The organism is Bosea sp. 685 (genome assembly GCF_031884435.1).
Taxonomy (GTDB): Bacteria; Pseudomonadota; Alphaproteobacteria; order Rhizobiales; family Beijerinckiaceae; genus Allobosea.
In genome coordinates this window covers 6086408-6112772 of the sequence record NZ_CP134779.1, presented here as the reverse complement: position 1 = coordinate 6112772, position 26365 = coordinate 6086408, and the positions used below count along the sequence as shown (strand labels likewise).

Below are 26365 nucleotides of genomic sequence, written 5' to 3'. Positions count from 1 at the left end.
ATCTAGAGCCGTTGAACGATCCAATTGGATCGGAAACCGCTCTAGTTCCAGCTATTCAGCTTGGAAGGAGATGGTGGAGCCAGGCGGAATCGAACCGCCGACCTCTTGAATGCCATTCAAGCGCTCTCCCAACTGAGCTATGGCCCCACGCTAGCCGGCTGATTTGGGGGTCAGCCGGGATATTCCCGGGCGGTCATTCCTCACCTTTGGGGTGATCGACCGTCCCGTCCTTGTCACTGCCGCGAGCGGCGAAGCGCTCTATAGGCGGGAGTGCCGGAAGACTCAAGCGCTGAATGTCGCCTAATCGTCATTCCTTCACAGCGCCTGCCTTCACAGCACCCGCCGAGAGGGCGGAATCCTCAGACGTCCTCGTCGCCTTCGATATCGCCGTCGATCAGATCGGCGACGTCGTCATCGCCTTCCTCGTCTTCCTCAAGGAAGGTGTCGTCCTCGGGGGCGATGTCGTCGTCCTCGACTTCGATATCGTCCTCGCTGGTGACGACGGCCTCCTTCTCGGTGGCCTCCGCGTCGGCTTCGTCGAGCGAGACGAGTTCGACTGCGCCGTCGGCGACCTCGATCTCATCCTCGTCATCTGCGGGCTTGGCGGCGGCGACTGCCGCCGCCTTCGCCTGGGGCTCGAACATCGAACGCGGGAAGGTCTGCCCGGTATAGGGCGAGACGATCGGATCCTTGTTCAGGTCGTAGAATTTGCGGCCCGTCGTCGGGCAAACGCGCTTAGTGCCAAGTTCCGGTTTCGCCACTGCGTCGGACCTTCAATCATTCATGTTCTGAAAAGCAGGCGCGTCCGTTAGTCGGGGCAGACGGCCCTGTCAAATGTTGATTTCGCCCCGAGGGGCGCGTGACGCCTGGCTAAGGGTCATGCTAGGCAGCCCGCGCTTCCCCCAGACCAGCCGGCAGAGACCAAAGTGGCCCACGCGCAGCACCTGATCCCCGTCACCGCACGCAGCAGGGGCCCACTTTCGGGACGCGTGCGCGTGCCTGGCGACAAGTCGATCTCGCACCGCTCGCTCATCTTCGGCCTGCTCGCGATCGGCGAGACAACGATCAGCGGCCTGCTCGAGGGTGAGGACGTGATGCGCACGGCCGATGCCGCGCGCGCGCTCGGCGCGATCGTCCATCACGACAGGCCGGGCAGCTGGCGCGTCCGCGGCGTCGGCGTCGGTGGATTGCGCGAACCCGGCGGCGTGCTCGATTTCGGCAATGCCGGCACCGGCTCGCGCTTGATGATGGGCGTCTGCGGTGCTCATCCGATCACCACGGTTTTCGACGGCGACGCCTCGCTGCGCAAGCGCCCGATGCGGCGTATCCTCGACCCGCTCGAACTGATGGGTACGACGATCGTCGCGCAGGAGGAGGGCGGGCGCGTGCCGCTGACCCTGCGCGGGCCGAAGGAGGCCGTGCCGATTACCTATCGCACCCCGGTCGCCTCGGCGCAGATCAAGTCCGCCGTGCTGCTGGCGGGCCTGGCCGCGCCCGGCGAGACGACCGTGATCGAAACGGAGGCGACGCGCGACCACACCGAAAAAATGCTGACGCATTTCGGCGCGGAGGTCTCGGTTTCGCCGGATGGCGCTCATGGACGGCGCATCGTGCTCAAGGGCCAGCCCGAATTGCAGGCCGCGCCGATCATGGTGCCGACAGACCCGTCCTCGGCCGCCTTTCCGCTGGTCGCGGCCCTGATCGTGCCGGGCTCGGACATCCTGATCGAGAGCGTGATGACCAATCCGCTGCGCAGCGGGCTTTTGACCACGTTGCGCGAGATGGGCGCGGATATCAGCGTCGAGAGCGAGGCGAATGAGGGTGGCGAGGCGGTCGCGACGCTGCGCGTGCGGGCCGGCGCCCTGAAGGGCGTCACGGTTCCGCCCGAGCGCGCGCCCGCGATGATCGACGAATATCCGGTGCTGGCGGTCGCGGCCTCCTTCGCCACGGGCACGACGCGGCTGCGCGGCCTGCAGGAATTGCGCGTCAAGGAATCCGATCGCCTGGCCGCCGTCGAGGCCGGGCTGAAGGCAGCCGGCGTCATTTGCGCGATTGAAGGCGATGATCTGGTCGTCGAGGGCAGAGACGGCGCGGTCGACGGGGGCGGCCTAGTCGCGACCCATCTCGACCACCGCATCGCCATGAGCTTCCTGGTGATGGGGCTGGCGACGCGTCAACCGATGACGGTCGATGACGGCGCGATGATCGCGACGAGCTTTCCGAGCTTCGTTGCCCTGATGAACGGACTTGGAGGCGACATCGCATGAGCCGCAACGATGGGCGGGAGCGGCTTGTCATCGCGGTCGACGGTCCGGCCGCCTCCGGCAAGGGCACGCTGGCGCGCCGGCTCGCCGCGCATTATCGCCTGCCCTATCTCGATACCGGACTGCTCTACCGCATGGTCGCCAGGGCCGTACTCGATGCAGGCCACGACATCCAGGACGCGGACGCCGCAGCGGCGATCGTCGCGAGCTTCGATGAAGCCGCCTTTCCCGAAGACAGCCTGCGCGGGCGCGAGATCGGCGAGGCGGCTTCCGTCGTCGCTGCAATGCCGGCCGTGCGCAGCGGCTTGATCGCGCGCCAGCGCCGCTTCGCCGGGCAAGCCGGCGGTGCGGTGCTGGACGGGCGCGATATCGGCACGGTGATCTGCCCGGAGGCGCGCGCGAAACTCTTCGTCACCGCCACGCCCGAAGTGCGCGCCGCGCGCCGCCATCGCGAGCTGACGGGGCGCGGCGAGCCTGCCACTTTCGAAGGCATCCTGGCCGATATCCGCCGGCGCGACGCGCGCGATTCCGGCCGCAGCGACGCTCCCCTCAAGCTGGCCGAGGACGCCGTCCTGCTCGACACCTCGGCCCTGACCATCGAGGAAGCGGCCGCGGCCGCGATCGGCATCGTCGATGCCCGTCGCACCGACGTCGAGACCCTTCCGGGTTCTGTTGGAGGATCCTAGCTTTTCCGGGCGATCCGCACACCGATCCAGGTCACGAGAATGCGATAATAAGCGACTGAGCGTGCCCAGCTTTCGGCCTTGGCGGGAAACGAAACGAAGCGCACACTGCCGTCACGATAGGATGACGGAGGTGGCGATGCGGCGTTGGCTGTTCGGTCTCTTGAGTCTCACGGCAGCGGGTCTGTTGACCGGCACGGCGACCAAGGCGCAGCAGGCCGCAGCGCCCGCTGAGGAGGTCGATGTCGCGCTCGTCCTGGCGCTCGATGTGTCCTATTCGATGGATATCGACGAGCTCGCCTTGCAGCGAAACGGCTATATCGAGGCCTTCCGCTCCAAGGAGCTGCATAACGCAATCGCCAAGGGGGCGATCGGCAAGATCGCCGTGACCTATTTCGAATGGGCCGGCACCGACTTCCAGCACATCGTCAAATCCTGGACCATCATCGACACGCCGCAATCGGCGCTGGCCTTCGCCGAGGAGCTGGGCGAGGCGCCGACGCGGCGCGGCCGGCGCACCTCGATCTCAGGGGCAATCGACCTCGGTATGGCGCTTCTGGAAAAGTCCAACGTCACGGCGATGCGCCGGGTCATCGACATCTCCGGTGACGGCGCCAACAATGACGGGCGCCCCGTCACTGCCGCGCGCGATGAAGCCGCCGCCAAGGGCATCAACATCAACGGCCTGCCGATCATGCTGAAGCAGGCGAGCTATTTCGATATCGACAACCTCGACGTCTACTACAAGGACTGCGTGGTCACCGGCATCGGCGCCTTCGTGATCCCGATTCGCGAGCGCCATCAATTCGTCGATGCGACGCGGACCAAGCTGGTGCGCGAGATCGCCGAGATGCCGCGAGATGGCGAGGCGCTCGTCCAGAAGGCGCAGTCGACCAGCCAGAACCCGAGCTGCCTGGCGGGCGAGCGGCAATGGCGCGACCGGATGGGGAATTGAACAGCGACACGCGGGAATTCTACTCCGTCGTCGTGGTCGGACTTGCGTCATGGTCGGGCTTGTCCCGACCATCCACGTCTTCGCTGATCCAGGCTTGTGTTCAAGACATGGATACTCGCCACACGGGCGAGCATGACTGCACAGCCTCACGTCCCGCGCGGCTTCGCCCTTGTCGTCGGCGGGGCAGCGGCCGGATCGTCCGGCCAGGGATGGCGCGGGTAGCGACCCTTCATCTCGGACTTCACCGCTGACCATGAGCCGCGCCAGAAGCCAGGCAAGTCGCGGGTGATCTGGATGGGCTTGTGCCCCGGCGAGAGCAATTCCAGCACCAGCGGCACGCGCCCGCCGGCCAGCGCAGGGTGGAGGCCAAGCCCGAAGAGCTCCTGTACCCGCACCGAGATCGTCGGACCGGCCTCGGCGGCATAGTCGACCGCGAGGCTGGAGCCCGTCGGCGCGGTAAAATGCGTCGGAGCCTCGGCATCGAGCCGGCGTTTCAGATCCCAGGGCAGAAGCTCGGCCAGCGCCGCATCGAGGTCGGAGGCCTGGATCGCCGCAAGTGACGCACGCCCCAGAAGATGCGGCGCAAGCCATGTCGCGACATCGGGCCCAAGGCCCTCATCCGTCAGGTCGGGCCAGTGATTGTCGCCGCTCGAGGCCACCATCGCCCTGCGCAGGAATGCGACGCGCTCGCGCAATTGCACTTGCGCCTTCGTCCAGGGCAGGAGCCCGATGCCGAGCGCGGCGATGCCCCCGGCCAGCGCCGTGGCATTGTCCAGGGAGGCGTCGACCGGCAATGGCCGTTCCGCCAGCAGCAGCGCGCCATAGCGCCTGACAGCGCGGACACGCAGCGCTCTCGCAGCCCGCTCGAATGTGACCTCGCTGCGCTCCTCGATCGTGAAAGGCGCCAGCCCCTCGCCCGCGAGCCAGAGGGTTTCCTCCTCCGTGATCACTACCGCCGCCATGATACGCGCCTGCTGGGCGGCCCCGGTCATCTCCGCGACCACGAGCCAGGGCTCGCGCGCCAGCCGCTGGGAGGGCTCCAGCGCCGCGCCGCGGCCATTGGCGAGCAGATACTGGCCGGAGCCCGCGCTGCGCGCCCTGGCGATGCGGTCAGGATAGGCCAGCGCCAGCAAGAGGCCAGGCCGCAGCGCCAGCTCCCGCAGCTTCGGACGCGCCTTCTCCGCGCTGCGCGCCCAGCCTTCGGCCAGCCGGCGCATATCGGCAGCGCGGCCGCCGCGCTCGCGGCCGAGCCGCTCCAGGCGCTCGGCAAGATCGATCGCATCGCCGCCCAGCCCGCGCTCGACCAGCAACGCGGCAAGCGCGGCCGCCGGGCTCGCCTGGCCGAAGCCCGCGGCGGCGACGACCATGCGCGCCAGCCGGGGTGGCAGCGGCAGCGCCTGCAACGCCTTGCCCTCCGGCGTGATGCGGCCATCGCCGTCGAGCGCGTGCAGCGTCGTCAGCAGGGCGCGCGCCTCCTTCAGGGCCGGTGCGGGCGGCGTATCGAGGAAGGCGAGGCTCGTCGGGTCGGTCACACCCCAGGCGGCGCAATCGAGCAGCAGGGGGGCAAGGTCGGCGGAGAGGATTTCGGGCCGTGCGAAGGCCTCCAGCGCGCCGGTGCCGGCCTCCTCCCAGAGCCGGTAGCAGATGCCGGGCTCGGTGCGCCCGGCGCGGCCGCGACGCTGGTCTGCCGCCGCGCGGCTGACGCGGCGCGTCTCCAACCGGGTCACGCCGATATCGGGCTCGTAGACCGGTACGCGGGCAAGGCCTGAATCGATCACCACGCGCACGCCCTCAATCGTCAGCGAGGTCTCGGCGATGGCGGTCGCCAATACGACCTTGCGGCGGCCCTTGGGCGCAGGCAGCACGGCGCGGTCCTGTTCTGCCTGGTCGAGCGCGCCATAGAGCGGTGCGATCTCGACGGAAGCCTCGCGGATGCGCTCGCGCAGGCGCTCCTCGACACGGCGGATCTCGCCCTGCCCGGGCAGGAAGACGAGCAGCGAGCCCGCCTGCTCGTTCAGCGCCAGAAGCACGGCCTCCGTGACCTGATCCTCGATGCGCTTCAGCGGATCGCGGCCGCGATAGCGTGTCTCGACGGGAAAGGCCCGCCCCTGGCTCTCGATCACGGGTGCATCGCCGAGCAGTCGCGCGACGCGCGCGCCATCGAGCGTCGCCGACATCACCAGGATGCGCAGATCCTCGCGCAGGCCCGCTTGTGCATCGAGCGCCAGCGCCAGGCCGAAATCGGCATCGAGCGAGCGCTCGTGGAATTCGTCGAAGAGCACGGCCGCGATGCCGTCGAGCCCGGGATCGTCGAGGATCATCCGGGCGAAGACGCCTTCGGTGACGACCTCGATGCGGGTTTTCGGGCCGATCTTGGAGCCGAGCCGGACGCGCAGGCCGACCGTCTCGCCAACGCGTTCGCCCAGTGTCTGCGCCATGCGGTTGGCCGCGCCGCGCGCCGCGAGCCGGCGCGGCTCGAGCAGAATCAGCTTGCCGCCCTTCGCCCAGGGTTCGTCGAGCAAGGCGAGTGGCACGCGCGTGGTCTTGCCCGCGCCGGGCGGCGCGACGAGGACGACGTTGGGCCGCGCCCGCAGCGAGGCTGCGAGTTCGTCCAGAACGGCATCGATGGGAAGCTTCGTGTCGAAGGCGCGCATGACGTCTCGCCTGTGGCGCGACGAGAGGCGAAGCGCAAGTCTTCGGAGCACAAGCCTTGAAGCGGAATGCGGCGCCCGGGTTTCCGGCAAGGCCCGATGCTCGACCCAGGATGCTTGCAACAGGAATCGATTGCCCAAGGCTGGCAGGATTCGGCAGGATCGCGCTGTCGACCCGCTGAAGCAGGTCCCGCTTTCGAGAGACCCAATGCATGTGAGCCTCATTCGTCGCGGCCTCCTATGGTTCATCGGCGCATCGGCGTTGGGAGGCGCGTCCCGCGCCGACGAGCCAAAGCCTGCTCCCGCGACGCCTCAACCGTCCGTCATGCCACGCCATGTCCTGTGTTTTCTCGGGCGCACACACGATCTGGCGCGGCTGTCCGAAGCCGCCCGCAACGCGATCGGCACTGTCGCCAAGGGCTTCAGCGTCGACACGGATTATTCCCAGGATGAGGCGGATGACCGGATGGAGCGATCATTTGCGGTGTGCTGGGATCGCGTGCAGCCCAATGCCTGGACGGACTCGGACGAGCGGGCCGTCGCGGAGCATGGCTCGGTGCTTTATGTGATGGGGCCGCAAATGACGGCCGAGACGGCCGTCGAGACCTCCGCCACCGCCTTGCTGCTGGCGCAGCAGCTCATCCAGGCCGGAGCGGTGGCCGTGAAAGGGGAAAGCGCCGGGATCGCGCATGGGCTGGCGCGCTGGCAGGAGCTGGCAGCCCAGGCGCAAGCGGCGCGCCAGGCCGTGCGCGATCCCGGCGACAACCTGGCGCTCGGCCGAATCTGCCGCCTCGCCTTCGCAAAACGCCCGCTGGAGGCCAAGGGCTATCTGGAAAGCGTCGGCTTTCACCTCGTCGGGCTGCCGGAGGTCTATGCGCCGAAGTCGCTGGGCAGCGAACGGGCGGTCGTCGCGCTCATGGACGAGGTCGCCGACGAGATCGCGAAGCGCGGGCTGGAGGTGACGCTGCGCGAGCGCAAGGCGAGTCACTCATTTGCATCGACCTATGACGAGGACGAATTCAAGTTCAATCCCTATGGGATCGTGAGGCTTCGGGCCTAGTTTCGGACTGAGCCCGCCCTCGCCTCAGGCCGCCTGCTTCAGCCCGACCTCGAAGGGCGACAGCGCGACCGCCCCAGTTCGCACCGTGACCAGCGTATTGGCCGGCAGGGCCTGCCAGCAATCGCGCGCGGCATCGACCGGTTCTGAGGCGATGATGACGCTGTCGCCGCGGTCGCAGAGATAGAGCGTCGGCGGCTTGGGGTCGGAGGACCAACGCACGGCATGGACGCTGTCGCCATCGGCAAGCGCCGCGGCGCAGCGCAAGGGCTCGCGAATGCCGGCCTGCTGCATCAAGGCGAGCGCTTCGCCCAGCGCCCAGGCCAACGCCTCGCCGGGAGAGAAACCCTCGGCCATGCGGGCCAAGGTGAGCAGGAAAATCGCCTCGGAATCGGTCGTGCCGACGCGCACGCCATAGAGCGCATCCGGAATCAGGCTCTCCAGCTTGCGGCGGATCAGGCCGTAGCCGCCGATCTGGCCGTTATGCATGAAGAGGTGGTGGCCATGGGCGAAGGGGTGGCAGTTGGCCCGCGTCGTCGCGGTGCCGGTCGCGGCGCGGACATGGGCGAAGAACAGATGCGAGCGGACCTGGCGCGCGATCGAGAGCAGGTTTTCATCCGCCCAGGCGGGCCGTACCTCCCGGTAGAGCCCGGGCTCCGGCCTGTCGCCATACCAGCCGACGCCGAAACCGTCGCCATTCGTGCCGGTCTTGGTTTCCTCGGCATGGAGCGACTGATGGATCAGCGAATGGCAGGGCGCTGCAACGAGATCCTCAAGGAAAACGGGCGCGCCTGAATAGGCGAGGAAACGGCACATGATCGGTCCCGAATCGGCTGCGGCCGGGATGCCGCCAGGAGGAGATTATTCTACAGGGATGAATGCCGGCATAACAATCGACCCATGCGGGTCATTCCGCAGGCGCTGCGGCGCGCAGTGCCGCGGCGCAGATGCGGAACCGCGAGACGAAAAGGCGGCTCATCCCGACGACGGTCCCGTGCCTGCACCACATCGCGCTGTGCTGCGGCGCGCACAGGATGACGACGGGCTACTCGCCGCAGCTGAAATCGAGCTTCGCGCTCTTGGCGCTGCGGCCGATTTTGACCTCGATATCGAGCGGCGCACAGGTCGCGTTGTCGAGCAGGAAGGCCTTGTGGATGCGCCCGCTCTCGCCAAACAGGAAACCGCCATAAACGCGCCGCAGCAGGGTCTTCTCGCCGGTCTTGGCCCGCTGCCTGACCGTGATGGAGGCAAGGTCGCGGGCGATCTTGTCGGAGGATTTGGTGTTCTTCGCGCCGGTGAACACCAATGTCACCAGAACCGCGTCGGCCGGCTCGCCGGCATCGCCCTCGCCGATGACCGTGTTGTGCAGCGCCTTGTTGGCGCCGATGAGATTATCCGAGAGCTTGCCGGAGCGTTCGAGGAAGATCTGGGCCCTGATCTCGGCGATTAAGACCTGGGCGAAGACCGGGCTGGCCAGGGCCGGGACGAAGATAAGGGCCACCAGAACTGGCAGAAGCGCTCGCATCCTCGAAATCCCCTGATCGTCTCTCGTTGCGTCAGCCGGGCCTATACTGATTTGGCCCTCGGTTGCTAGGCTTTCGGTCCTCGGCTAACCAGCTAGGCACTGGTGATGATGACAACCACGCGAAAAGCGGGCGGGGAATGGCTTTGGCGGGCTTTCTGACACGAACCGGCGCGGTGCTCGCGCTATGCCTGATCTCCAGCGCGGCGCTGGCTGCAGGCGATATCGGCGGCGCGGCGATGGGAGCGGCCTGGGCGCTGCCCTTCGCCGGCATGCTGCTCTCGATTGCGCTCGGCCCCGTGCTGTTTCCGCATTTCTGGGAGCTGAACTACGGCAAGTTCGCTGCTTTCTGGTCGGTGCTGGTGCTGGCGCCGCTGGTCCTGTCGCGCGGCTTCGACCCGGCGCTGGGCGCGCTCCTGCATACGGGGCTGCTCGACTATATCCCCTTCATCATCCTGCTCTTCGCCCTGTTCACGATCGCCGGCGGTATCCTGATCATGGGCAATCTGCACGGCACGCCCGCGACCAACACGGTCCTCCTGGCGATCGGCACGCTGATGGCGAGCTTCGTCGGCACCACGGGCGCCTCGATCATCATGATCCGCCCGATCCTGCGCGCCAATGACGCGCGGCGCTTCAACGTCCATGTCGTCGTGTTCTTCATCTTCCTGGTCTCGAATATCGGCGGCTCGCTGACACCGCTCGGCGACCCCCCGCTATTCCTCGGCTTCCTGCGCGGAGTGAGCTTCTTCTGGACGACCACGCATCTGCTGCCGGAGACCGGCTTTGCCGTCATCGTGCTGCTGGCGCTGTTCTATGGGCTCGACAGCTGGTTCTACCGCAAGGAGGAGGGCCTTCCCGCGCTCAAGGACCCGACGCCGGACCGCGACATCAAGCTCTACGGCAAGGTCAACATCGCCCTGCTCGGCGGCGTCATTCTCGCCATCCTGATGTCGGCAAGCTGGAAGCCGGGCGTCGCCTTCACCGTGCACGGCATCGCGGTGGAATGGCAGAATCTGGCGCGCGACCTCATCCTGCTCGCGCTGGCGGGAGTTTCGCTGAAGCTGACGCCGGGGCCCGTGCGCGCCGGCAACGAATTCAGCTGGGGGCCGATCAAGGAGGTCGCGAAACTCTTCGCCGGCATCTTCATCTGCATCATCCCGGTTCTGGCGATGCTGCAGGCGGGCCGGAACGGAGCCTTCGCGCCGCTGGTCGCGCTGGTCAGCCATGTCGATGGCACGCCCAACAACATCGCCTATTTCTGGCTGACCGGGGCGCTGTCCTCCTTCCTCGACAACGCGCCGACCTATCTCGTCTTCTTCGAACTCGCCGGCGGCGATCCCAAGTCGCTGATGACAACGGGCGCGCTGACGCTGACGGCGATCTCGGCCGGCGCGGTCTTCATGGGCGCCAACAGCTATATCGGCAACGCGCCGAATTTCATGGTCTATGCTATCGCCAAGGACCGGAAGGTCGCGATGCCGAGCTTCTTCGGCTACATGCTCTGGTCGGGCGCGATCCTGATCCCGCTGTTCCTGGTGCAGACGCTGTTGTTCTTCAGGTGAACCGGCGATGTCGTCATGCCCGGGCTCGTCCCGAGCGTCTCTCGCCGGGGCTTCTCGGGTTCCCCGCGGCTTGCATCGAGGCTTGTGCATCGATCAACGCCACGCATGGCTGATGTCACCGTCTCTGACTTGAAGCCTGGCTGCCTGTGCTGGCAGATAGCGTTGAGACGATCACGCCGCAGGACACATTTCCATGACCGACGCAGCTGCCAGCAAGCCCTCTCTGCCGACCTATGCCGATGTCGAGGCGGCGGCGCTGCGCATCAAGGGCGTCGCCCACCATACCCCGGTTCTGACCTCGGCTACCGCCAACAGGCGTACCGACGCCAGCCTCGTCTTCAAGGCCGAGAACCTGCAGCGCATGGGCGCCTTCAAATTCCGCGGCGGCTATAATGCGATCGCCGCATTGTCGCCGGAGCAGAAGCGCGCCGGCGTCGTGACCTACTCCTCGGGCAATCATGCCCAGGCGATTGCGCTGGCGGGCAAGCTGCTCGGCGTACCGACGACGATCATCATGCCGGAGGATGCACCGGTGGCGAAGGTCGAGGCGACGCAGGCCTATGGCGGCGAGGTCGTGCGCTATGACCGCTACAGCCAGGACCGCCTCGCGATCGGCGGCCGGCTCGCGGCCGAGCGCGGCCTGACCGTGATCCCGCCCTACGACCACCCTCATGTCATCGCCGGGCAGGGCACGGCGACCAAGGAGCTGATCGAGGATGCCGGCCCCCTCGACATCCTGCTGGTCTGCCTCGGCGGCGGCGGCCTGCTGGCGGGGGCGGCCTTGGCTGCCAAGGCGCTGAATCCGGGCTGCCGCGTCTTTGGCGTCGAGCCCGAGGCCGGCAATGACGGCCAGCAATCCTTCCGCTCCGGCAAGATCGTCAAGATCGCGGTGCCCAAGACGATCGCCGACGGGGCGCAGACCTCGTTCCTGGGCGATCTCACCTTCCCGATCATCCAGGCCCTGGTCGAGGACATCGTCACCGTCAGCGACGCCGCGCTGATCGACGCGATGCGCTTCTTCGCCGAGCGGATGAAGCTCGTGGTCGAGCCGACCGGATGCCTGGCTGCCGCCGCCGCCTTCACCGGCGCGGTGCCTGTCGCGGGCAAGCGCGTCGGCGTGATCTTGAGCGGCGGCAACGTCGATCTGGCGAGCTTTGCCCGTTTCATCGCGCCAGCCAGCTAAAACCTGCGGTCGCGGGCCATTCCGGCGTTGACGCCGGGCGCGGCAGCGACTATACGCCTGCCTCTCGCGACGGTCCGCGCAAAGCAACGGCCGCCGCCCACGCATTTTCCATCACGGTCGCGGTCCGACCCCGCCAGGCACATAGCCTGAGGCGAACGGACGCGATGACAACGAGGACGTTTCGATGGCCAATACGACGTCGGCCAAGAAGGCCACGCGCAAGATCGCGCGTCGCACCGAGGTCAATAAGGCGCGCCGCTCGCGCATGCGCACCTTCCTGCGCAAGGTCGAGGAGGCGATCGCCTCCGGCGACAAGAGCGCCGCTGCCGACGCTCTGAAGGCTGCCCAGCCGGAGATCATGCGGGCTGCTCAGAAGGGCATCGTTCACAAGAATACGGCGTCCCGCAAGGTCTCGCGCCTGGCGCATCGGGTTGGCGCTCTCGCCTCCTGATTTTCGCCATTCCGCAGAGCGGATTTTCGACTGAAAAACCCGGCCGCGAGGCCGGGTTTTTTCGTTGGCTGCAAACCTGCTGTGACCCGGCTGCTACAGCGCGCGAATGATTGATTCGGAGCGCGTGTCAGCAAGATTCTGCAATCTTTCCACGGCTTTGCGGGGTTGACTCCCGGAGCGCTCTGAGGGCGCAAAATCGGCCTCTCCGGCGGTTTTGACCGCGCAGCGAAAGCGCTTATTTTTCATGAGTTTAGCGGGCAAAGGATTTGACCCTCGGGATTCCCCCGGACTCACCTCGGGTGGATCGCACATTTGGAAAAAAAGATTCGCCCCCGGCGGCATGGGGCATCCGTAAAGAAAATCTTAAGTTCCACAACCAATTGCGCGGTGAATGCCGGTAGGTCAGGGTACCCCTTTCGGGCCTCGACTCTCGGAAGCCGGCTGAAGGGGATGTTGATCCCTTTCGAGAGCGCCCTGTAAGGTCATTTCATCGCCGGGCGGACAGCAATGGCCACCGGGGATTTTCATAAGAAATGAGGGTGTTTGGCTCGCGACCCAGGGGGGTTGGAGGATGCGGCTCTTTGTCTTGTCAGATTGAGATGAAGTGCGGCTTCGTCCCGCGGCGGGCTTTCCAGGCGTAATCGACAGGAGCGAAGGCAGGCCCCCCTGCGAGCGCGCAGCGTTCGCGGAAAGCCTGTTCTATCGACCGGACAGTAGCGCCGGCGAGGCTGCCGCATTGCGGCGGTTCTCGCTCAAGCGCGCCAATTTTTTAAAAGAAACGGGGCAACACACATGTTTGAACGGCAGGAGACAGTGGCAGCGATCGAGGCAGTGGCGGCGCCGCTTCCCTTGATTGCAGCCACGATCACGGAGACGATCGCCCCCCTGCAGGGTTCGCTCGGGGAGGCCTGGGACCGCGTTCGCCGCCGCTTGCGTGCGGAGCTTGGCGAGGACGTGTTCTCGAGCTGGTTCGCCCGCGTCGAGATCGGCGGGCTCGTCGACAGCGTCGCCTATCTGACCGTGCCGACCCGTTTTCTGAAGAGCTGGCTCGAGGCGCATTACGCCGAGCGTCTTCAGGTCAATTGCCAGGCCGAACTCGGCGCCGTGAATGGCGTCATCCTGTCCGTCCGCCAGGTGTCGCGTGACAGCGCCCCGGCTCCGGTGCGGGAGATGGCCGCCGCGCGTCCGCGCTCTGCGGTGGCTACGCCCGTGGCGGCTTCCGCTGAGGTCCGTCATGGTGAGGCAGCGACGCCATGCGAGCGCGACATCGTCGACGCTTGCGGCACGGTGCTCGACCGGCGCCTGACCTTCGAGAACTTCATCGTCGGCAAGTCGAACCAGCTCGCTTTCGCGGCTGCCGAGCGTATCGCTGCGGCTCCTGCCGGATCGACGCCCTACAACCCGCTCTACATTCATGCCGGCGTCGGCTTGGGCAAGACGCATCTGCTGCAGGCGATCGCTCAGGAGGCGCGCCGCCAGGGCAAGCGCGTCGCTTATTTCACCGCCGACCGCTTCATGTACGGCTTCGTCGCCGCGCTGAAGTCGCAGACCGCGCTCGCCTTCAAGGAGAAGCTGCGCGGCATCGACCTGCTCGTGGTCGATGATGTGCAGTTCATCCAGGGCAAGTCGATCCAGCAGGAGTTCGGCCATACGATCAATGCGCTGATCGACGCCGGCAAGCAGATCGTCGTGGCCGGTGACAGGCTCGCCAATGATCTCGAGGCCCTGGACGAGCGCATTCGCTCGCGTCTGGGCGGTGGGCTCGTGGTCGAGGTCGGCGATCTCGACGAGACGCTGCGCGGCAAGATTCTTGGCGGTCGGTTGGCGGCGCTGCATGCCGCCCATCCGAATTTCCACGTCAATCCCGATGTCGTCGCCTATGTCGCTTGCGTCGTCGCCACCAATGGCCGCGATCTCGACGGCGCCGCCAACCGCTTGCTCGCCCATGCCACGCTGTCTGGCCAGGCGGTCACCCTGGAGACGGCCGAGGCCGCGATCCGCGATCTGGTGCGGACCCGCGAGCCGCGCCGCGTCAAGATCGAGGACATCCAGAAGCTGGTCGCAACGCGCTACAATGTCAGCCGGGCCGATATCCTTTCGGAGCGGCGGACGGCGGCGGTGGTGAAGCCGCGCCAGATCGCGATGTATCTCTCCAAGGCGCTGACCCCGCGCTCCCTGCCCGAGATCGGCCGCCGGTTCGGCGGGCGCGATCACACCACGGTGCTGCATGCGGTGCGCAAGATCGAGAAGGCGATCACCGAGGATCGCTTGCTCCATGACGAGGTCGATCTCTTGAAGCGCATGCTGCAGGAGTGAGCAGCAGGAGTGAGCGACGGGCATTGAAGCCCCTCCGCCCGCTTTGATTGTGATTGCCGGCGCGCCTGCCCTTGCGCCGGTGGCGCGCCTCCGGCAATGTCGCGGGCCATTCCGCCGCCCGCGCCTCCTTGGCCCGGGCGCAATCACGCCAGAAGACTAAGAGATATGAAGGTCACGGTCGAACGTTCCACGCTGCTGAAGTCGCTGGGCCACGTGCATCGCGTGGTGGAGCGCCGCAACACGATCCCGATCCTGTCGAACCTGCTGCTCAGTGGAGCGGAGGCCGGCCTGAGGCTCAAGGCGACCGACCTCGATATCGAGGTCGTGGAAACGATCGCCGCCGATGTCGCCGAGCCCGGCGCGACGACCGTCCCGGCCCATACGCTGTACGATATCGTCCGCAAGCTGCCCGACGGCGCGCAGGTCTCGCTTGAGACGACTGGCGAGACCGGGCTGACCCTGCGCTCGGGCCGCTCGCGCTTTCAGCTCCAGACCTTGCCGGAAAGCGACTTCCCCGACATCACGGCCGGCGAGATGGCGCATCGCTTCGTGCTCCCGGCGGGCGAGTTCAAGCGCCTGATCGACAAGACGCAATTCGCGATCTCGACCGAGGAGACGCGCTATTATCTGAACGGCATCTATCTCCACACGCTCGATGTCGAGGGCCGCAGCCTGCTGCGCGCGGTCGCCACCGACGGCCACCGTCTCGCCCGCGTCGACACCGCAGCGCCTGCAGGCGCTGCCGGCATGCCGGGTGTCATTATCCCGCGCAAGGCCGTCTCCGAAATCCAGAAACTGCTGGAGGACGGCGAGACCGAAGTGGCGATCGAATTGTCCGCGACCAAGATCCGCGTCGCGACCCAGGCCGTTGTACTGACCTCGAAGCTGATCGACGGCACTTTCCCCGATTATCAGCGGGTCATCCCCAGCGGCAACGACAAGCGATTGACCGTCGACAAGGGTGATTTCGCGGCCTCGGTCGACCGCGTCTCGACGATCTCCTCCGAGCGCGGCCGGGCCGTGAAGCTCTCCATGGCCGATGGCCGCATGACGCTCTCGGTCACCAATCCCGATTCCGGCTCGGCGACCGAGGAGATCGAGGTCGACTATGATGCGAGCCCGCTCGATATCGGCTTCAATGCCCGCTATCTCATGGATATCGCCGCCCAGCTCGATGGCGACACGGCCCTGCTCAAGCTGGCCGATCCCGGCTCGCCGACCGTGATCCAGGATCGCGAAGGCGCGTCTGCGCTCTATGTGCTGATGCCGATGCGCGTTTAGAGCATTGCGCGAAAAAGTGGGCACCGGTTTTTCGCTGGAGCAATGCTCTAGATCCTTGGAATCGATCACGTTTTTTGCATTCGGGCGTGACCGTCCGAATGCGACGTGATCTAGCCGGCATTCAGCGTCGTGACGGCCGTCGCGCGCCTGATCCTTCAGGATTTCCGCTCCTACGAGGCTCTTGATCTGACGATCGAGGGCCAAATCGTTGCGCTCGTCGGCGAGAATGGAGCGGGCAAGACCAATCTGCTGGAAGCACTTTCGCTGTTTGCGCCTGGGCGCGGCTTGCGCCGCGTCGACCTTGCCGACATGGCGCGCCAGGGCGGACCGAGCTCTTTTGCCGTCTCGATCGCGCTCGCCGATGACGGGCCGCGCCTGGGCATGGGGCTGAGCGAGCGCGATGGCGAGGGCAAGCGCAGCCGCCTCTCACGCATCGATGGCGTTCCGGTCGGCTCGGCGCTGGCCTTCAGCGAGCATCTGCGCCTGGTCTGGCTGACGCCGGATGTCGATGGGCTGTTCAGGGGCGCCGCCGGCGACCGCCGCCGCTTCCTCGACCGGCTGGTGCTGGCGGTCGACCCGACGCATGCGACCCGCTCGAACGCGCTGGAGCGCGCCTTGCGCTCACGCAACCGTATCCTCGAGGAGACGCCGCATCAGACGCAATGGCTCGACGCCGTCGAGCGCGAGGTCGCCGAGCTTGGCGTCGCGGTCGCCGCCGCCCGCGCCGAGACGGTGGCGCGCTTGAGCGCGATCATCGCGGAGACCCGCGATGACGCCTCGCCCTTCCCCCATGCGGAGCTGGCACTGGCGGGCGAACTCGATACTCTGGTGGCACAGCGGCCGGCGCTCGACGCCGAGGATGAGTACCGCGCCTTGCTGCGGCAGAGCCGGGCTCGCGACCGCGCCGCCGGGCGAACGCTGATCGGGCCGCAGGCCTCGGATCTCGAAGTCCGCCATGCGCCCAAGGACATCCCCGCCGAACTGGGGTCCACCGGCGAACAGAAGGCGCTTCTGATCGGCCTCGTGCTCGCTCATGCCAGGCTGGTCGCTGCGATGAGCGGCATTGCCCCGCTCGTGCTGCTGGACGAGATCGCCGCCCATCTCGATCCGCGCCGGCGGGCGGCGCTCTATGACGCCCTGCTCGCGCTCGGCTGCCAGGTCTGGATGACCGGGGCCGACCCGGCGCTGTTCTCCAGCCTGCCGGAGGGGTCTGAGCGCTTCCTGGTCAATGCCGGGCGTGTCGTCCCGCTGAGCTGAGATTGCCCTGTGGTGGGAGGCCGCGCGGACCCAGCAGGGACGGTTAACCATTTTTGACGAGAGTGAGGGCGATGCAACCGTCGCCGCCCTCCTTCACGGCTGCCGAGGCCGCTCTCGCCGCTCGCCTTCTGGCGATTCTGGAGCCGCATTTCGACGCTTCGGTGTGCTCGCTCTACAGGAAGACCTTCGGCAGCGGCGAGCTCTGGCGGCATCAAGAGACATTTGCCGACGAGGCGTTGAAATACCGCTATCTGTTCGGTCTGCGGCTCGATGCGGATTATCTCGCGGCGAAGAAGCGGATCGTCGCCCGCGCCAATGGCGGCAAGATCCACCTCGCCGATTACCCGCAGTTCTTCCTCGAGGATTTCTCCAACTTCCTCGCCGTCATCGTCTCGCTTTGGAAGCGGCGCTGGGGTCCGATCGATGACGCCCTGCGCGTCTTCTGCAGGCTGATGCTGACGGATATCTCGTTCTCGCTGGCTTGCTTCGACGAGGCGATCGAAACCGAGACGGAAGGCCGCCTGAACGCGATCGAGCACGCCTTCCGCAATGGCATCGCCGAGCGCATCTCGGCGATCGAGGCCGGCATGAGCGAGGTTGCCGGCTTCTCCGAAGCGCTGTCCGGCAAGGCCGGGGCCACGCTCCAGGCGGTCGCGGGAACCCAGCGCCGCCCCGAGCAGGTCTCGGCCTCGGTGGCGGAAATCGTTGCGGCGACCCGCGCTTTCGGGGCCTCGAGCGAGCGGATCAGGCAGGAGAGCGCGATTTCCCGCCGCGCTACCGATGAGGCCAGTGCGGAATGTCGCGGCATCACGGATAATGTCGCCACGCTGCGCCAGGCGAATGAGCGGATCGGCAGCGTCGTCGAACTCATCCGCAACCTTGCTTCGCAAACCAATCTGCTCGCCCTCAACGCCACCATCGAGGCGGCGCGCGCGGGCGAGGCCGGGCGCGGCTTCGCGGTCGTGGCCGCCGAGGTCAAATCGCTGGCGACCGCGACCAACAGCGCCACCGAGACGATCCGCCAGGGCGTCGCCGAGGTCGTCAGCGCGGGCCAGGCGATCGAGGCCGCGGTGCGCGAGCTCAGCCAGACCATGCAGGCGATGCAGGAGAGCGCCCGGATCGTCGCCGAATCCGTTGCCGAGCAGACCGGCCGGATCCACGCCATCGCCGAGCGGGCCGAGACCTCGTCCTCCGGTGTCGATGCGATCGCCAATCATGCCGCGCTCGTCGAGGGGCTCGCGGGCGAGGCGGCGGAACTGGCGCGGCAGATGGACCAGCGCGTCAAGGCGGCATCCAACCTGTCGCAGGAGCTGGAGCGTTCGATCGGCGACTTTCTCGGCGAGGTCGCGCAGGCCCGCGCCGACAAGCACCGTGCGGTCGTGCGTGAGGCTGTCTGATCGATCAGACCACGCAATGCGATGGGACCGGATGCGGCAAGGCTGTTAGCCTTGGGCACCATCACGATAAGCGGTCGCACGGATATGGATTTTTCGAGCCTTCTGATTTTCGCCGGTGTCTATTTCCTCGCCGTCGCCTCGCCGGGGCCGGGCATTGCGGCGCTGGTGGCGCGCTCGCTCGCCACCGGCTTTCGCCGCTCGCTGCCCTTCGCCGCCGGCATTGCCGCGGGTGACCTGATCTGGCTCTCGCTGACCGCGCTCGGGCTTGCCGTGCTGATGCAGAGCTTCCACGGACTGTTCGTCGCGATCAAATATGCCGGCTGCTCCTATCTGATCTATCTCGCCTTCAGGCTCTGGACGGCGCCTGCGGGAGCGTTGAAGCAAGCTCCGGCGGCGCGCGGTGAAGGGTGGCGCCTGTTCCTGGGCGGCATCGCGCTGACGATGGGCAATCCCAAAGTCATCGTCTTCTTCCTGTCGATCCTGCCGCTGGTCGTCGACCTCTCCGCTCTGACGCCGCTTGCCTTCGCCGAGATCGCCATGCTGATCACATTGATCATCGGTTCGACCCTGATCGCCTATGCCTATGCGGCCGACCGGGCACGGCGGCTGGTGGCGAGCCCGCGCGCGCTGCGCCGGATCAACCGGCTGACGGGTGGCGTCATGGCGGGGGCTGCAGCCGCCATCGCCATCCGAAGCTGAACCTCCGTGCTGCTGCTGGCGGCGGGCCTGCTCGATCTCGGCTTCGCGCTGTTCCATGCGGCGTTCTGGCGGCTTTTCGGCTGGCCGGAGCGGCTCGCGCCATCGGGCGGGCTGAACAGCGCGATCACGCAAACGCTCAATGTGATGCTGAGCTTCGTCTTCGTCGTCTATGGCGCGGCGCTGATCAGCCAGGCGGGAAATCCCGCGGCATCCTGGCTGCTGCCCGTCGCGGGCGGCCTGTTCTGGCTGCTGCGATTGGCGCTCCAGTGCCTCTGGTTCGATCTGCGCCCGTTCGCTTCCAGGCTGATCACGGCGGCCTTCGTCCTGGCGGCTGTGCTTCATCTGTTGGCCGGACTGTCCTGAGGCTGGCAATCCGCGCGGCGGTCGGGCACACCACTGGGCATGCCGCAATCCCGCGAATCAGCCGCCCGCGCGATCCTCAAATCCGTCTTCGGCTATGACGAATTCCGTCCCGGCCAATGGGAGGTGATCGCGGCCGCCCTTGCCGGCCAAGACGTCTTCGCCGTGATGCCGACGGGTTCGGGCAAATCGATGTGCTATCAGCTGCCGGCGCTGGTCGCGGGCGGTTTGACGCTGGTGGTCTCGCCGCTGATCGCGCTGATGCGCGACCAGGTCGGGCAATTGACGCGGGCCGGCGTCGCCGCCGCCTCGCTCAATTCGATGAACAGCGAGACGGAGGCCGCCGAGGCCTGGGACAAGCTCAATGCCGGCGAATTGCGGCTGCTCTTCGTTTCGCCCGAGCGGTTGGCCGGCGAGGGGCTGGTCTCGCGCCTGCGCCGGCTCGGCGTGACCCGGCTCGCCATCGACGAGGCGCATTGCGTCTCGCAATGGGGCCATGATTTCCGCCCCGAATACCGCCTGCTCGCCAAAGCGCGCGAGGCGCTGGGCGGCGTGCCGGTGACGGCCCTGACCGCAACCGCCGACCGGCAGACGCGCGAGGACATCGCCCAGCAGCTCTTCCCCAAGCCGCCGCACAGCGTCGTCCACTCCTTCGACCGCCCGAATCTGAAGCTCGCCTTCGCGCCCAAGGACCAGCCCAAGCGCCAGATCGCCGAGTTCCTGACGCGCCATCGCGGCGGCAGCGGCATCGTCTACTGCTCCTCGCGCGGCCGCACCGAGCGTTTGAGCGAGGGCCTGCGCGAGAAGGGCTACAACGCGCTGCCTTATCATGCCGGCATGGAGCAGGGCCTGCGCAACCGCAATCAGGACATCTTCCTGCAGGAGGACGGCGTCGTCGTCTGCGCCACCATCGCCTTCGGCATGGGCATCAACAAGCCCGATGTCCGCTTCGTCGTCCATGCCGACATGCCGGGCTCGATCGAGAGCTACTACCAGGAGATCGGCCGCGCCGGCCGCGATGGCCTGCCGGCCGATACGCTGACCCTCTACGGCATCGAGGACATGGCGCTGCGCCGCCGCCAGATCGACGAGAAGGCGGTCGAGGACGAGCGCCGCCGGATCGAGCACAAGCGCCTGAACGCCATGATCGACCTGTGCGAATCCGCGCTCTGCCGCAGGAGCGCGCTGCTCGCCTATTTCGGCGAGGAGACGCAGACCTGCCGCCATGGTAACGCGCCGATCCGCTGCGATCTCTGCGGCGGCGAGGCCGAGTTGACCGACGCTACGCTGGATGCGCGAAAGCTGCTCTCGGCGGTGGCGCGCTCGGGCCAGCGTTTTGGCGCGGGCCATCTCGCCGACATCCTGACCGGCACCATGTCCGAGACCATCCGCCGCCAGAACCATGATGGGCTGAAGACCTTCGGTGTCGGCCAGGACAAGCCCAAGAGCGCCTGGACCGCATTGACGCGAAAACTCTTCGCCGCCGGCGCCCTGGCCGAGGCCAGCGTCGAGCATGGCGGCTTCTGCCTGACCCCGAGGGGTGAGGATATCCTGTTCGGCCGCGAGGCGATCGCGCTTCGGGCCGATCTCCATGCCGATCGCCGTACGCGCCGCGCCGGGCGCGAGGCGGCCCGTGCCGACGGGCTCGATGAGGGCACGGCCGGGCTGTTCGAGCATCTCAGGCAGCTGCGCCTGTCGATCGCCCGCGAGGAGGGCGTCGCGGCCTACATCATCTTCACCGACCGCACCCTGATCGCGATGGCGCGCGAGCGGCCGCTGGGGCTGGAGGCGATGCGCGCGATCGAAGGCGTCGGCGAGCGGAAGCTCGCGCAATATGGCGAGGCCTTCCTGGAGGCGATCGCGGGGTTTGCGGGCTGATTCAGCCTAGAGGCTGTAAGACTCGCGCACGCACGCGTACACGCGTGAAAAAGCCGTCATTACCCCCTATATTCAGCCATACGAATCAAGACGATCGCGGATGCCCGCGCCTCCGCCGAAGGACCACGACATGAGCGATGCTGCCCGCGACCTTGAAGATGCCGCCTATGGCGCTGATTCTATCAAGGTTCTCAAAGGCTTGGATGCGGTGCGCAAGCGCCCCGGCATGTATATCGGCGACACCGATGACGGCTCGGGCCTGCATCACATGGTCTATGAGGTGGTCGACAACGCGATCGACGAGGCGCTGGCCGGCCATGCCGACCTCGTCACCGTCACGCTGAACGCCGAGGGCTCGGTCACCGTCACGGATAATGGCCGCGGTATTCCGACCAATATCCACAGCGAGGAAGGCATCTCGGCGGCCGAGGTCATCATGACCCAGCTCCATGCCGGCGGTAAGTTCGACCAGAACTCCTACAAGGTCTCGGGCGGCCTGCACGGCGTCGGCGTCTCCGTGGTGAACGCGCTCTCGGTCTCGCTGAAGCTGCGCATCTGGCGCGGTGGCCAGGAGCATTTCATGGAGTTCCGCCATGGCGATGCGGTGGCGCCGCTCGCGGTCGTGGGGCCGGCCGGCGACAAGCGCGGCACGGAGGTGACCTTCACCCCGTCCCAAGAAACCTTCACCATGATCGAGTTCGACTACAAGACGCTCGAACACCGCCTGCGTGAGCTCGCCTTCCTGAATTCGGGCGTCCGCATCGTCCTGACCGATGCCCGCCATTCCGAGGTGGTGCGCGAGGAGTTGATGTATGAGGGCGGCGTCGAGGCCTTCGTACGCTATCTCGACCGCGCCAAGACGGCGATCATCACCAAGCCGGTGATGCTCTCGGCCGAGAAGGACGGTATCACCGTCGATGTCGCGCTGTGGTGGAACGACAGCTACCACGAGAACGTGCTCTGCTTCACCAACAACATCCCGCAGCGCGACGGTGGCACCCATCTCGCCGGCTTCCGTGCCGCGCTGACGCGCCAGATCACCGGCTATGCCGAGACCTCGGGCATTCTGAAGAAGGAAAAAGTCGCGCTCACCGGCGATGATTGCCGCGAGGGCCTGACCGCGATCGTTTCGGTCAAGGTGCCCGACCCGAAATTCTCCTCGCAGACCAAGGACAAGCTGGTATCCTCGGAGGTGCGCCCCGTCGTCGAGAACGTCGTCAACCAGGCGCTCTCGACCTGGCTCGAAGAGCACCCGCCCGAGGCCAGGCTGATCGTCGGCAAGGTCGCTGAAGCCGCTGCCGCGCGCGAGGCCGCCCGCAAGGCGCGCGACCTCACCCGCCGCAAGGGCGCGCTCGACATCGCCTCGCTCCCCGGCAAGCTCGCCGACTGTCAGGAACGCGATCCAGCCAAGTCCGAGCTCTTCATCGTCGAGGGAGACTCGGCCGGTGGCTCCGCCAAGCAAGGCCGCGCCCGCGAATACCAGGCCGTGCTGCCCTTGCGCGGCAAGATCCTCAATGTCGAGCGGGCGCGCGTCGACAAGATGCTCTCATCCGAGCAGGTCGGCACGCTGATCATTGCGCTCGGTGCCGGCATCCGCGAAGAGTTCAACGTCGAGAAGCTGCGCTACCACAAGATCATCATCATGACCGACGCGGACGTGGACGGCTCCCACATTCGCACCCTGCTCTTGACCTTCTTCTACCGGCAGATGCCGGAGGTGATCGAGCGCGGGCATCTCTTCATCGCCCAGCCGCCGCTCTACAAGGCGGCGCGCGGCAAATCGCAGACTTATCTCAAGGACGAGCGCGCGCTCGAGGATTACCTCGTCGAAACCGCGCTCGACGGCGCGGTCTTCAAGACGAGCGACAACGCCGAGCGGGCAGGCTCCGATCTGCGCGTCCTGATCGAGGAGGCGCGCGGCATCCGCTTCACGCTTGGGCAATTGCATTCGCGCTATGACCGCCGCGTCGTCGAGCAGATGGCGATCGCCGGGGCGCTTCATCCCTTCTCCGAAGACAGCGAAGCGCAGGCCAACGAGAAGGCGGCCGCCGTCGCGGCGCGTCTCGATGCGATCTCCGACGATCTTGAGCGCGGCTGGGAGGGCAAGGTCGCCGATGGCGGCTTCCTGTTCTCGCGCATGGTGCGCGGCGTGAAGCAGGTCGCTGCGATCGATGCCGGCCTGCTCGCCAGCGCGGAGGCACGTAAGCTCGATGCGTCGAGCGCCTCGCTGCAGGAGGCCTATGCCAAGCCCGGCCTGCTCAGCCGCAAGGGCGACGACCATGCCGTCAACGGCCCGACGGACCTGTTCGATGCCGTGACCGCCATCGGCAAGAAGGGCGTCTCGCTGCAGCGCTACAAAGGCCTCGGCGAGATGAACCCGGAACAGCTCTGGGAAACCACGCTCGACCGCGAAGCCCGCTCGCTGCTGCGCGTCAAGAACGACCAGAACGACGAGGCCGACGACCTCTTCGTCAAGCTGATGGGCGATGTCGTGGAGCCGCGCCGCGAATTCATCCAGAGCAACGCCCTCAACGCGACCGTCGATACCTGAGCTGGGCTGCCAGGGGCCGGTCCGAAAAACCAACTCCTGCGAATCGTCAATCAAGACAATTGGGCAGCCGAGGCGGCGCGACCCATAATCTGGGTGAGTGAGAGGGCAGGCGCACACCGACCACGTCAAACATCATCCGGCTCTCATCAAGGAGTTAGAGCAGGATCAATGCGAAAAACCGGTGCCCAATTTTTCGCATCCTGCTCTCGCTCTTAGATGAAGAGACGGTCGATCGAGCTGTCCGGAAACGGACCCAGCTAAAAGGACCTTCCCGTTCCTGATCGATATGTTTGTCATCAACGCTCCCCAAAAAAGGATTGGGGCGGGAATGCGGTAAGGGCGCCTCAGATCTTCCAAGCCGCAGTGCGTCCCGGCTGGACGGCGTCGGCAGGCTGATAGCCGCTTTCGCCTCCGAGGATGTTGATGCCCTTGCCGTCCGGCGAGACGGGCCGCCAGGCCGCGATATCGGAAGTCGGCGTGCCGGTATGAGCGAAGCGGGCCCAGCTTGTCAGCATCAGCTCGGACAGCCTGGCTTCGGCCTGGCCGGCTCCCACCTTGGCGCTGAAGAACGGGTGGCGATAGGTGCCGAAGACGAACGGGATCTCGGCCGTGTGCGGCACGCCGCGCGCCGGTGGCGCGAGGGGATGATCGAATTCGTAGAGATAGGCGGCGTGCCCGGCCCGCGCATGGCGCCTGGCGGCCTCGAGCGCGCGCAGGCGGAAGACGATGTCGCCATACGCGGCAATCCCGAGACTTTTCGGATCACCGCTCCCGACCGGCGTCGCGGTGGACCGATAGGCCTCGACGATCTCAGCCACCGGCAGATGGGCTGCCTCCGGGCGATAGATCGCGACCAGATCGCGGATCATCGCCTGCAACTCGGCTTCCGTCTGCGGCGGCTTCAGCCCGCCCACAGCTTTGCCGTCGGGATTGACCAGATCGTACCAGAACACGCCTTCGTCGCGCGTCGTGCCGATCAGCATGGGGACGGCCGGCAATTGCCCGTCACGTGGCCAGGCCGTCAGCACCTTACCATCGAGCACAGGCAGGATTGGCGGGCGTCCGAGCGAGCGCACCATGGCCGGATCGCGCGCCTGAAGAAGCTCGGCGTCGTGGAGCTGCCGGGCGGGAAGCTCGCGCAGGCCGGCGATGCTGGTCCCGAGCCGCTTCGCCAGCGCCTCCGCATAGGCAGCCGCGGTGTCGGGCTCAGGAAAGCCGGGGGCACCGTGCAGCGAGCCGCTCTGGATGATGATCTTGTCGAACAGTCCGGCATTGGCGGGGTTCTGCGCGATCGTCGCGACACTCTGCCCGCCGGCCGACTGGCCGAAAAGCGTCACCCGCGCCGGATCGCCGCCGAACGCGGCGATGTTGTCCTTCACCCAGCGCAGCGCCGCGATCTGGTCCTGATGCCCCCAATTCGCGAAGGTGCCGGAGTGCTCGTCCTTGAGCTCCGGATGCGCCAGCCAGCCCAGGACGCCGAGCCGGTAATTCACCGTCACCACGACGACGTCGCCGCGCGCGGCCAGTGCCGCGCCGTTCGTGCCGGCGACGAGGCCATGGCCGGTGCGCCAGGCGCCGCCATGGAGCCAGACCATCACCGGCCGCTTGCCTTGAGGAGAGGGCGTCCAGACGTTGAGGAAAAGGCAGTCTTCCGATTGCGGGTCGGCGCCGTCATAGAGCCAGGCAGCCGCGCCCGCCAAGTTCTGGATCGAGGCTGCGCCCGGCTTGCCCGCGTCGCGCATACCAGTCCAGGGCGCGGCCGGCTGCGGCGCGCGATAGCGTAGCGGCCCGACGGGGGCGGCGGCGTAGGGGATGCCGAAGAAGGCGGTGGCGCTTTCTTGCACCAGGCCCTGCAGTTTGCCACTCGCGGTCTCGACCACCGGCATGTTCTGCCCCAGCGCCGTAGCGGCGAGCGTGCTCGATAGGCCTACGAGAACAGTCCTTCGATCGGTCAGAAACATCCCAAAACCCTCCCTGCAGGTCGAATATATTTTAAGCTTGAAATATTTCGGCGCGCAAGTGAAGTCGCTCAATCAGGATCGGCGCGTCACTCCGGCTGGCTGTCGGCGGCCGTGCACCGGCCGAGATCATTGTCTGGATCAGTAGGCAGTTCGCCGGAATTTGACCCGAGCCCCCGATGCCAATGTCGCGTGACGTGGCGAGGGGATGTCGACATGGCGAGATCGACAAAGTGACGACCGATCACGGAGACATAGTGTTACGACGAGATGATTGCCGCTGACGACATGTCCGGCGGCTTTGGATTGACGCGTCGAAGAGATCTCCGCCTCGGAA

General features: G+C 66.7%; 20 protein-coding genes and 1 tRNA gene. 15 read left to right on the top strand and 6 right to left on the bottom strand.

Annotated features, from left to right (window positions below):
• Positions 1-71: 71 nt before the first annotated feature.
• Positions 72-147, bottom strand: a tRNA-Ala gene (locus tag RMR04_RS29745).
• 212 nt (positions 148-359) lie between these two features.
• Positions 360-761 (bottom strand): TIGR02300 family protein, encoded by a 402-nt coding sequence (locus RMR04_RS29740; RefSeq protein ID WP_311912106.1) that lies wholly within the window; start codon positions 759-761, stop codon positions 360-362.
• A 165-nt stretch (positions 762-926) separates the two neighbouring features.
• Here RMR04_RS29740 and aroA point away from each other — a divergent pair, with 165 nt between their 5' ends.
• The 3 genes from aroA (at position 927) to RMR04_RS29725 (ending at position 3902) form a co-directional block, all read left to right on the top strand.
• The gene (gene aroA / locus RMR04_RS29735) at positions 927-2267 is read left to right on the top strand and encodes a 3-phosphoshikimate 1-carboxyvinyltransferase (protein WP_311912105.1); all 1341 of its coding nucleotides are present in this window, start codon (positions 927-929) and stop codon (positions 2265-2267) included.
• Entirely contained in the window at positions 2264-2950 is a 687-nt protein-coding gene (gene cmk / locus RMR04_RS29730; protein ID WP_311912104.1) for a (d)CMP kinase, read from the top strand. The genes aroA and cmk overlap by 4 nt, the downstream gene beginning before the upstream one ends.
• Before the next feature lie 136 nt (positions 2951-3086).
• Complete coding sequence (locus tag RMR04_RS29725; protein WP_311912103.1) at positions 3087-3902, top strand: DUF1194 domain-containing protein; 816 nt, start codon at positions 3087-3089, stop codon at positions 3900-3902.
• Between the two features lie 146 nt (positions 3903-4048).
• Here the strand turns inward: RMR04_RS29725 and hrpB are convergent, their stop codons facing one another.
• Positions 4049-6556, bottom strand: coding sequence for an ATP-dependent helicase HrpB (gene hrpB / locus RMR04_RS29720; protein ID WP_311912102.1), 2508 nt, complete (start codon positions 6554-6556; stop codon positions 4049-4051).
• A 205-nt stretch (positions 6557-6761) separates the two neighbouring features.
• On the opposite strand from hrpB, the gene RMR04_RS29715 reads away from it, so the two are divergent.
• Positions 6762-7613, top strand: a complete 852-nt coding sequence (locus RMR04_RS29715) for a hypothetical protein (protein WP_410492169.1) — start codon at positions 6762-6764, stop codon at positions 7611-7613.
• Positions 7614-7637: 24 nt separating this feature from the next.
• On the opposite strand, the gene RMR04_RS29710 is transcribed toward RMR04_RS29715, so the two are convergent.
• Together RMR04_RS29710 and RMR04_RS29705 are read right to left on the bottom strand one after the other, a co-directional pair.
• The gene (locus RMR04_RS29710) at positions 7638-8426 is read right to left on the bottom strand and encodes a class II glutamine amidotransferase (RefSeq protein ID WP_311912100.1); all 789 of its coding nucleotides are present in this window, start codon (positions 8424-8426) and stop codon (positions 7638-7640) included.
• 229 nt (positions 8427-8655) lie between these two features.
• Positions 8656-9135 (bottom strand): hypothetical protein, encoded by a 480-nt coding sequence (locus RMR04_RS29705; protein ID WP_311912099.1) that lies wholly within the window; start codon positions 9133-9135, stop codon positions 8656-8658.
• A gap of 137 nt (positions 9136-9272) precedes the next feature.
• Between RMR04_RS29705 and RMR04_RS29700 the strand changes: the two genes are divergently transcribed.
• The 11 genes from RMR04_RS29700 (at position 9273) to gyrB (ending at position 24070) form a co-directional block, all read left to right on the top strand.
• Positions 9273-10697, top strand: a complete 1425-nt coding sequence (locus tag RMR04_RS29700) for a sodium:proton antiporter (RefSeq protein ID WP_410492168.1) — start codon at positions 9273-9275, stop codon at positions 10695-10697.
• Between the two features lie 193 nt (positions 10698-10890).
• Positions 10891-11880 (top strand): threo-3-hydroxy-L-aspartate ammonia-lyase, encoded by a 990-nt coding sequence (locus RMR04_RS29695; RefSeq protein ID WP_311912097.1) that lies wholly within the window; start codon positions 10891-10893, stop codon positions 11878-11880.
• A 184-nt stretch (positions 11881-12064) separates the two neighbouring features.
• Positions 12065-12331: a 30S ribosomal protein S20 gene (gene rpsT, locus RMR04_RS29690; protein ID WP_092173014.1), complete on the top strand. Its 267-nt coding sequence runs from the start codon at positions 12065-12067 to the stop codon at positions 12329-12331.
• 792 nt (positions 12332-13123) lie between these two features.
• A complete protein-coding gene (gene dnaA / locus RMR04_RS29685) occupies positions 13124-14647 on the top strand; it encodes a chromosomal replication initiator protein DnaA (RefSeq protein WP_311912096.1) in 1524 nt (507 codons plus the stop codon).
• 165 nt (positions 14648-14812) lie between these two features.
• The gene (gene dnaN / locus RMR04_RS29680) at positions 14813-15928 is read left to right on the top strand and encodes a DNA polymerase III subunit beta (RefSeq protein ID WP_092173020.1); all 1116 of its coding nucleotides are present in this window, start codon (positions 14813-14815) and stop codon (positions 15926-15928) included.
• 129 nt (positions 15929-16057) lie between these two features.
• A complete protein-coding gene (recF, locus tag RMR04_RS29675) occupies positions 16058-17185 on the top strand; it encodes a DNA replication/repair protein RecF (protein WP_311912095.1) in 1128 nt (375 codons plus the stop codon).
• Between the two features lie 71 nt (positions 17186-17256).
• The gene (locus RMR04_RS29670; RefSeq protein WP_311912094.1) at positions 17257-18582 is read left to right on the top strand and encodes a methyl-accepting chemotaxis protein; all 1326 of its coding nucleotides are present in this window, start codon (positions 17257-17259) and stop codon (positions 18580-18582) included.
• Between the two features lie 84 nt (positions 18583-18666).
• Positions 18667-19281: a LysE family translocator gene (locus RMR04_RS29665; RefSeq protein WP_311912093.1), complete on the top strand. Its 615-nt coding sequence runs from the start codon at positions 18667-18669 to the stop codon at positions 19279-19281.
• A 6-nt stretch (positions 19282-19287) separates the two neighbouring features.
• Positions 19288-19644, top strand: coding sequence for a hypothetical protein (locus RMR04_RS29660; protein WP_311912092.1), 357 nt, complete (start codon positions 19288-19290; stop codon positions 19642-19644).
• 39 nt (positions 19645-19683) lie between these two features.
• The gene (gene recQ / locus RMR04_RS29655) at positions 19684-21519 is read left to right on the top strand and encodes a DNA helicase RecQ (RefSeq protein ID WP_311912091.1); all 1836 of its coding nucleotides are present in this window, start codon (positions 19684-19686) and stop codon (positions 21517-21519) included.
• Between the two features lie 130 nt (positions 21520-21649).
• Positions 21650-24070 (top strand): DNA topoisomerase (ATP-hydrolyzing) subunit B, encoded by a 2421-nt coding sequence (gene gyrB / locus RMR04_RS29650; protein ID WP_311912090.1) that lies wholly within the window; start codon positions 21650-21652, stop codon positions 24068-24070.
• Between the two features lie 344 nt (positions 24071-24414).
• On the opposite strand, the gene RMR04_RS29645 is transcribed toward gyrB, so the two are convergent.
• Entirely contained in the window at positions 24415-26031 is a 1617-nt protein-coding gene (locus RMR04_RS29645; protein WP_311912089.1) for a carboxylesterase/lipase family protein, read from the bottom strand.
• Positions 26032-26365: the final 334 nt, after the last annotated feature.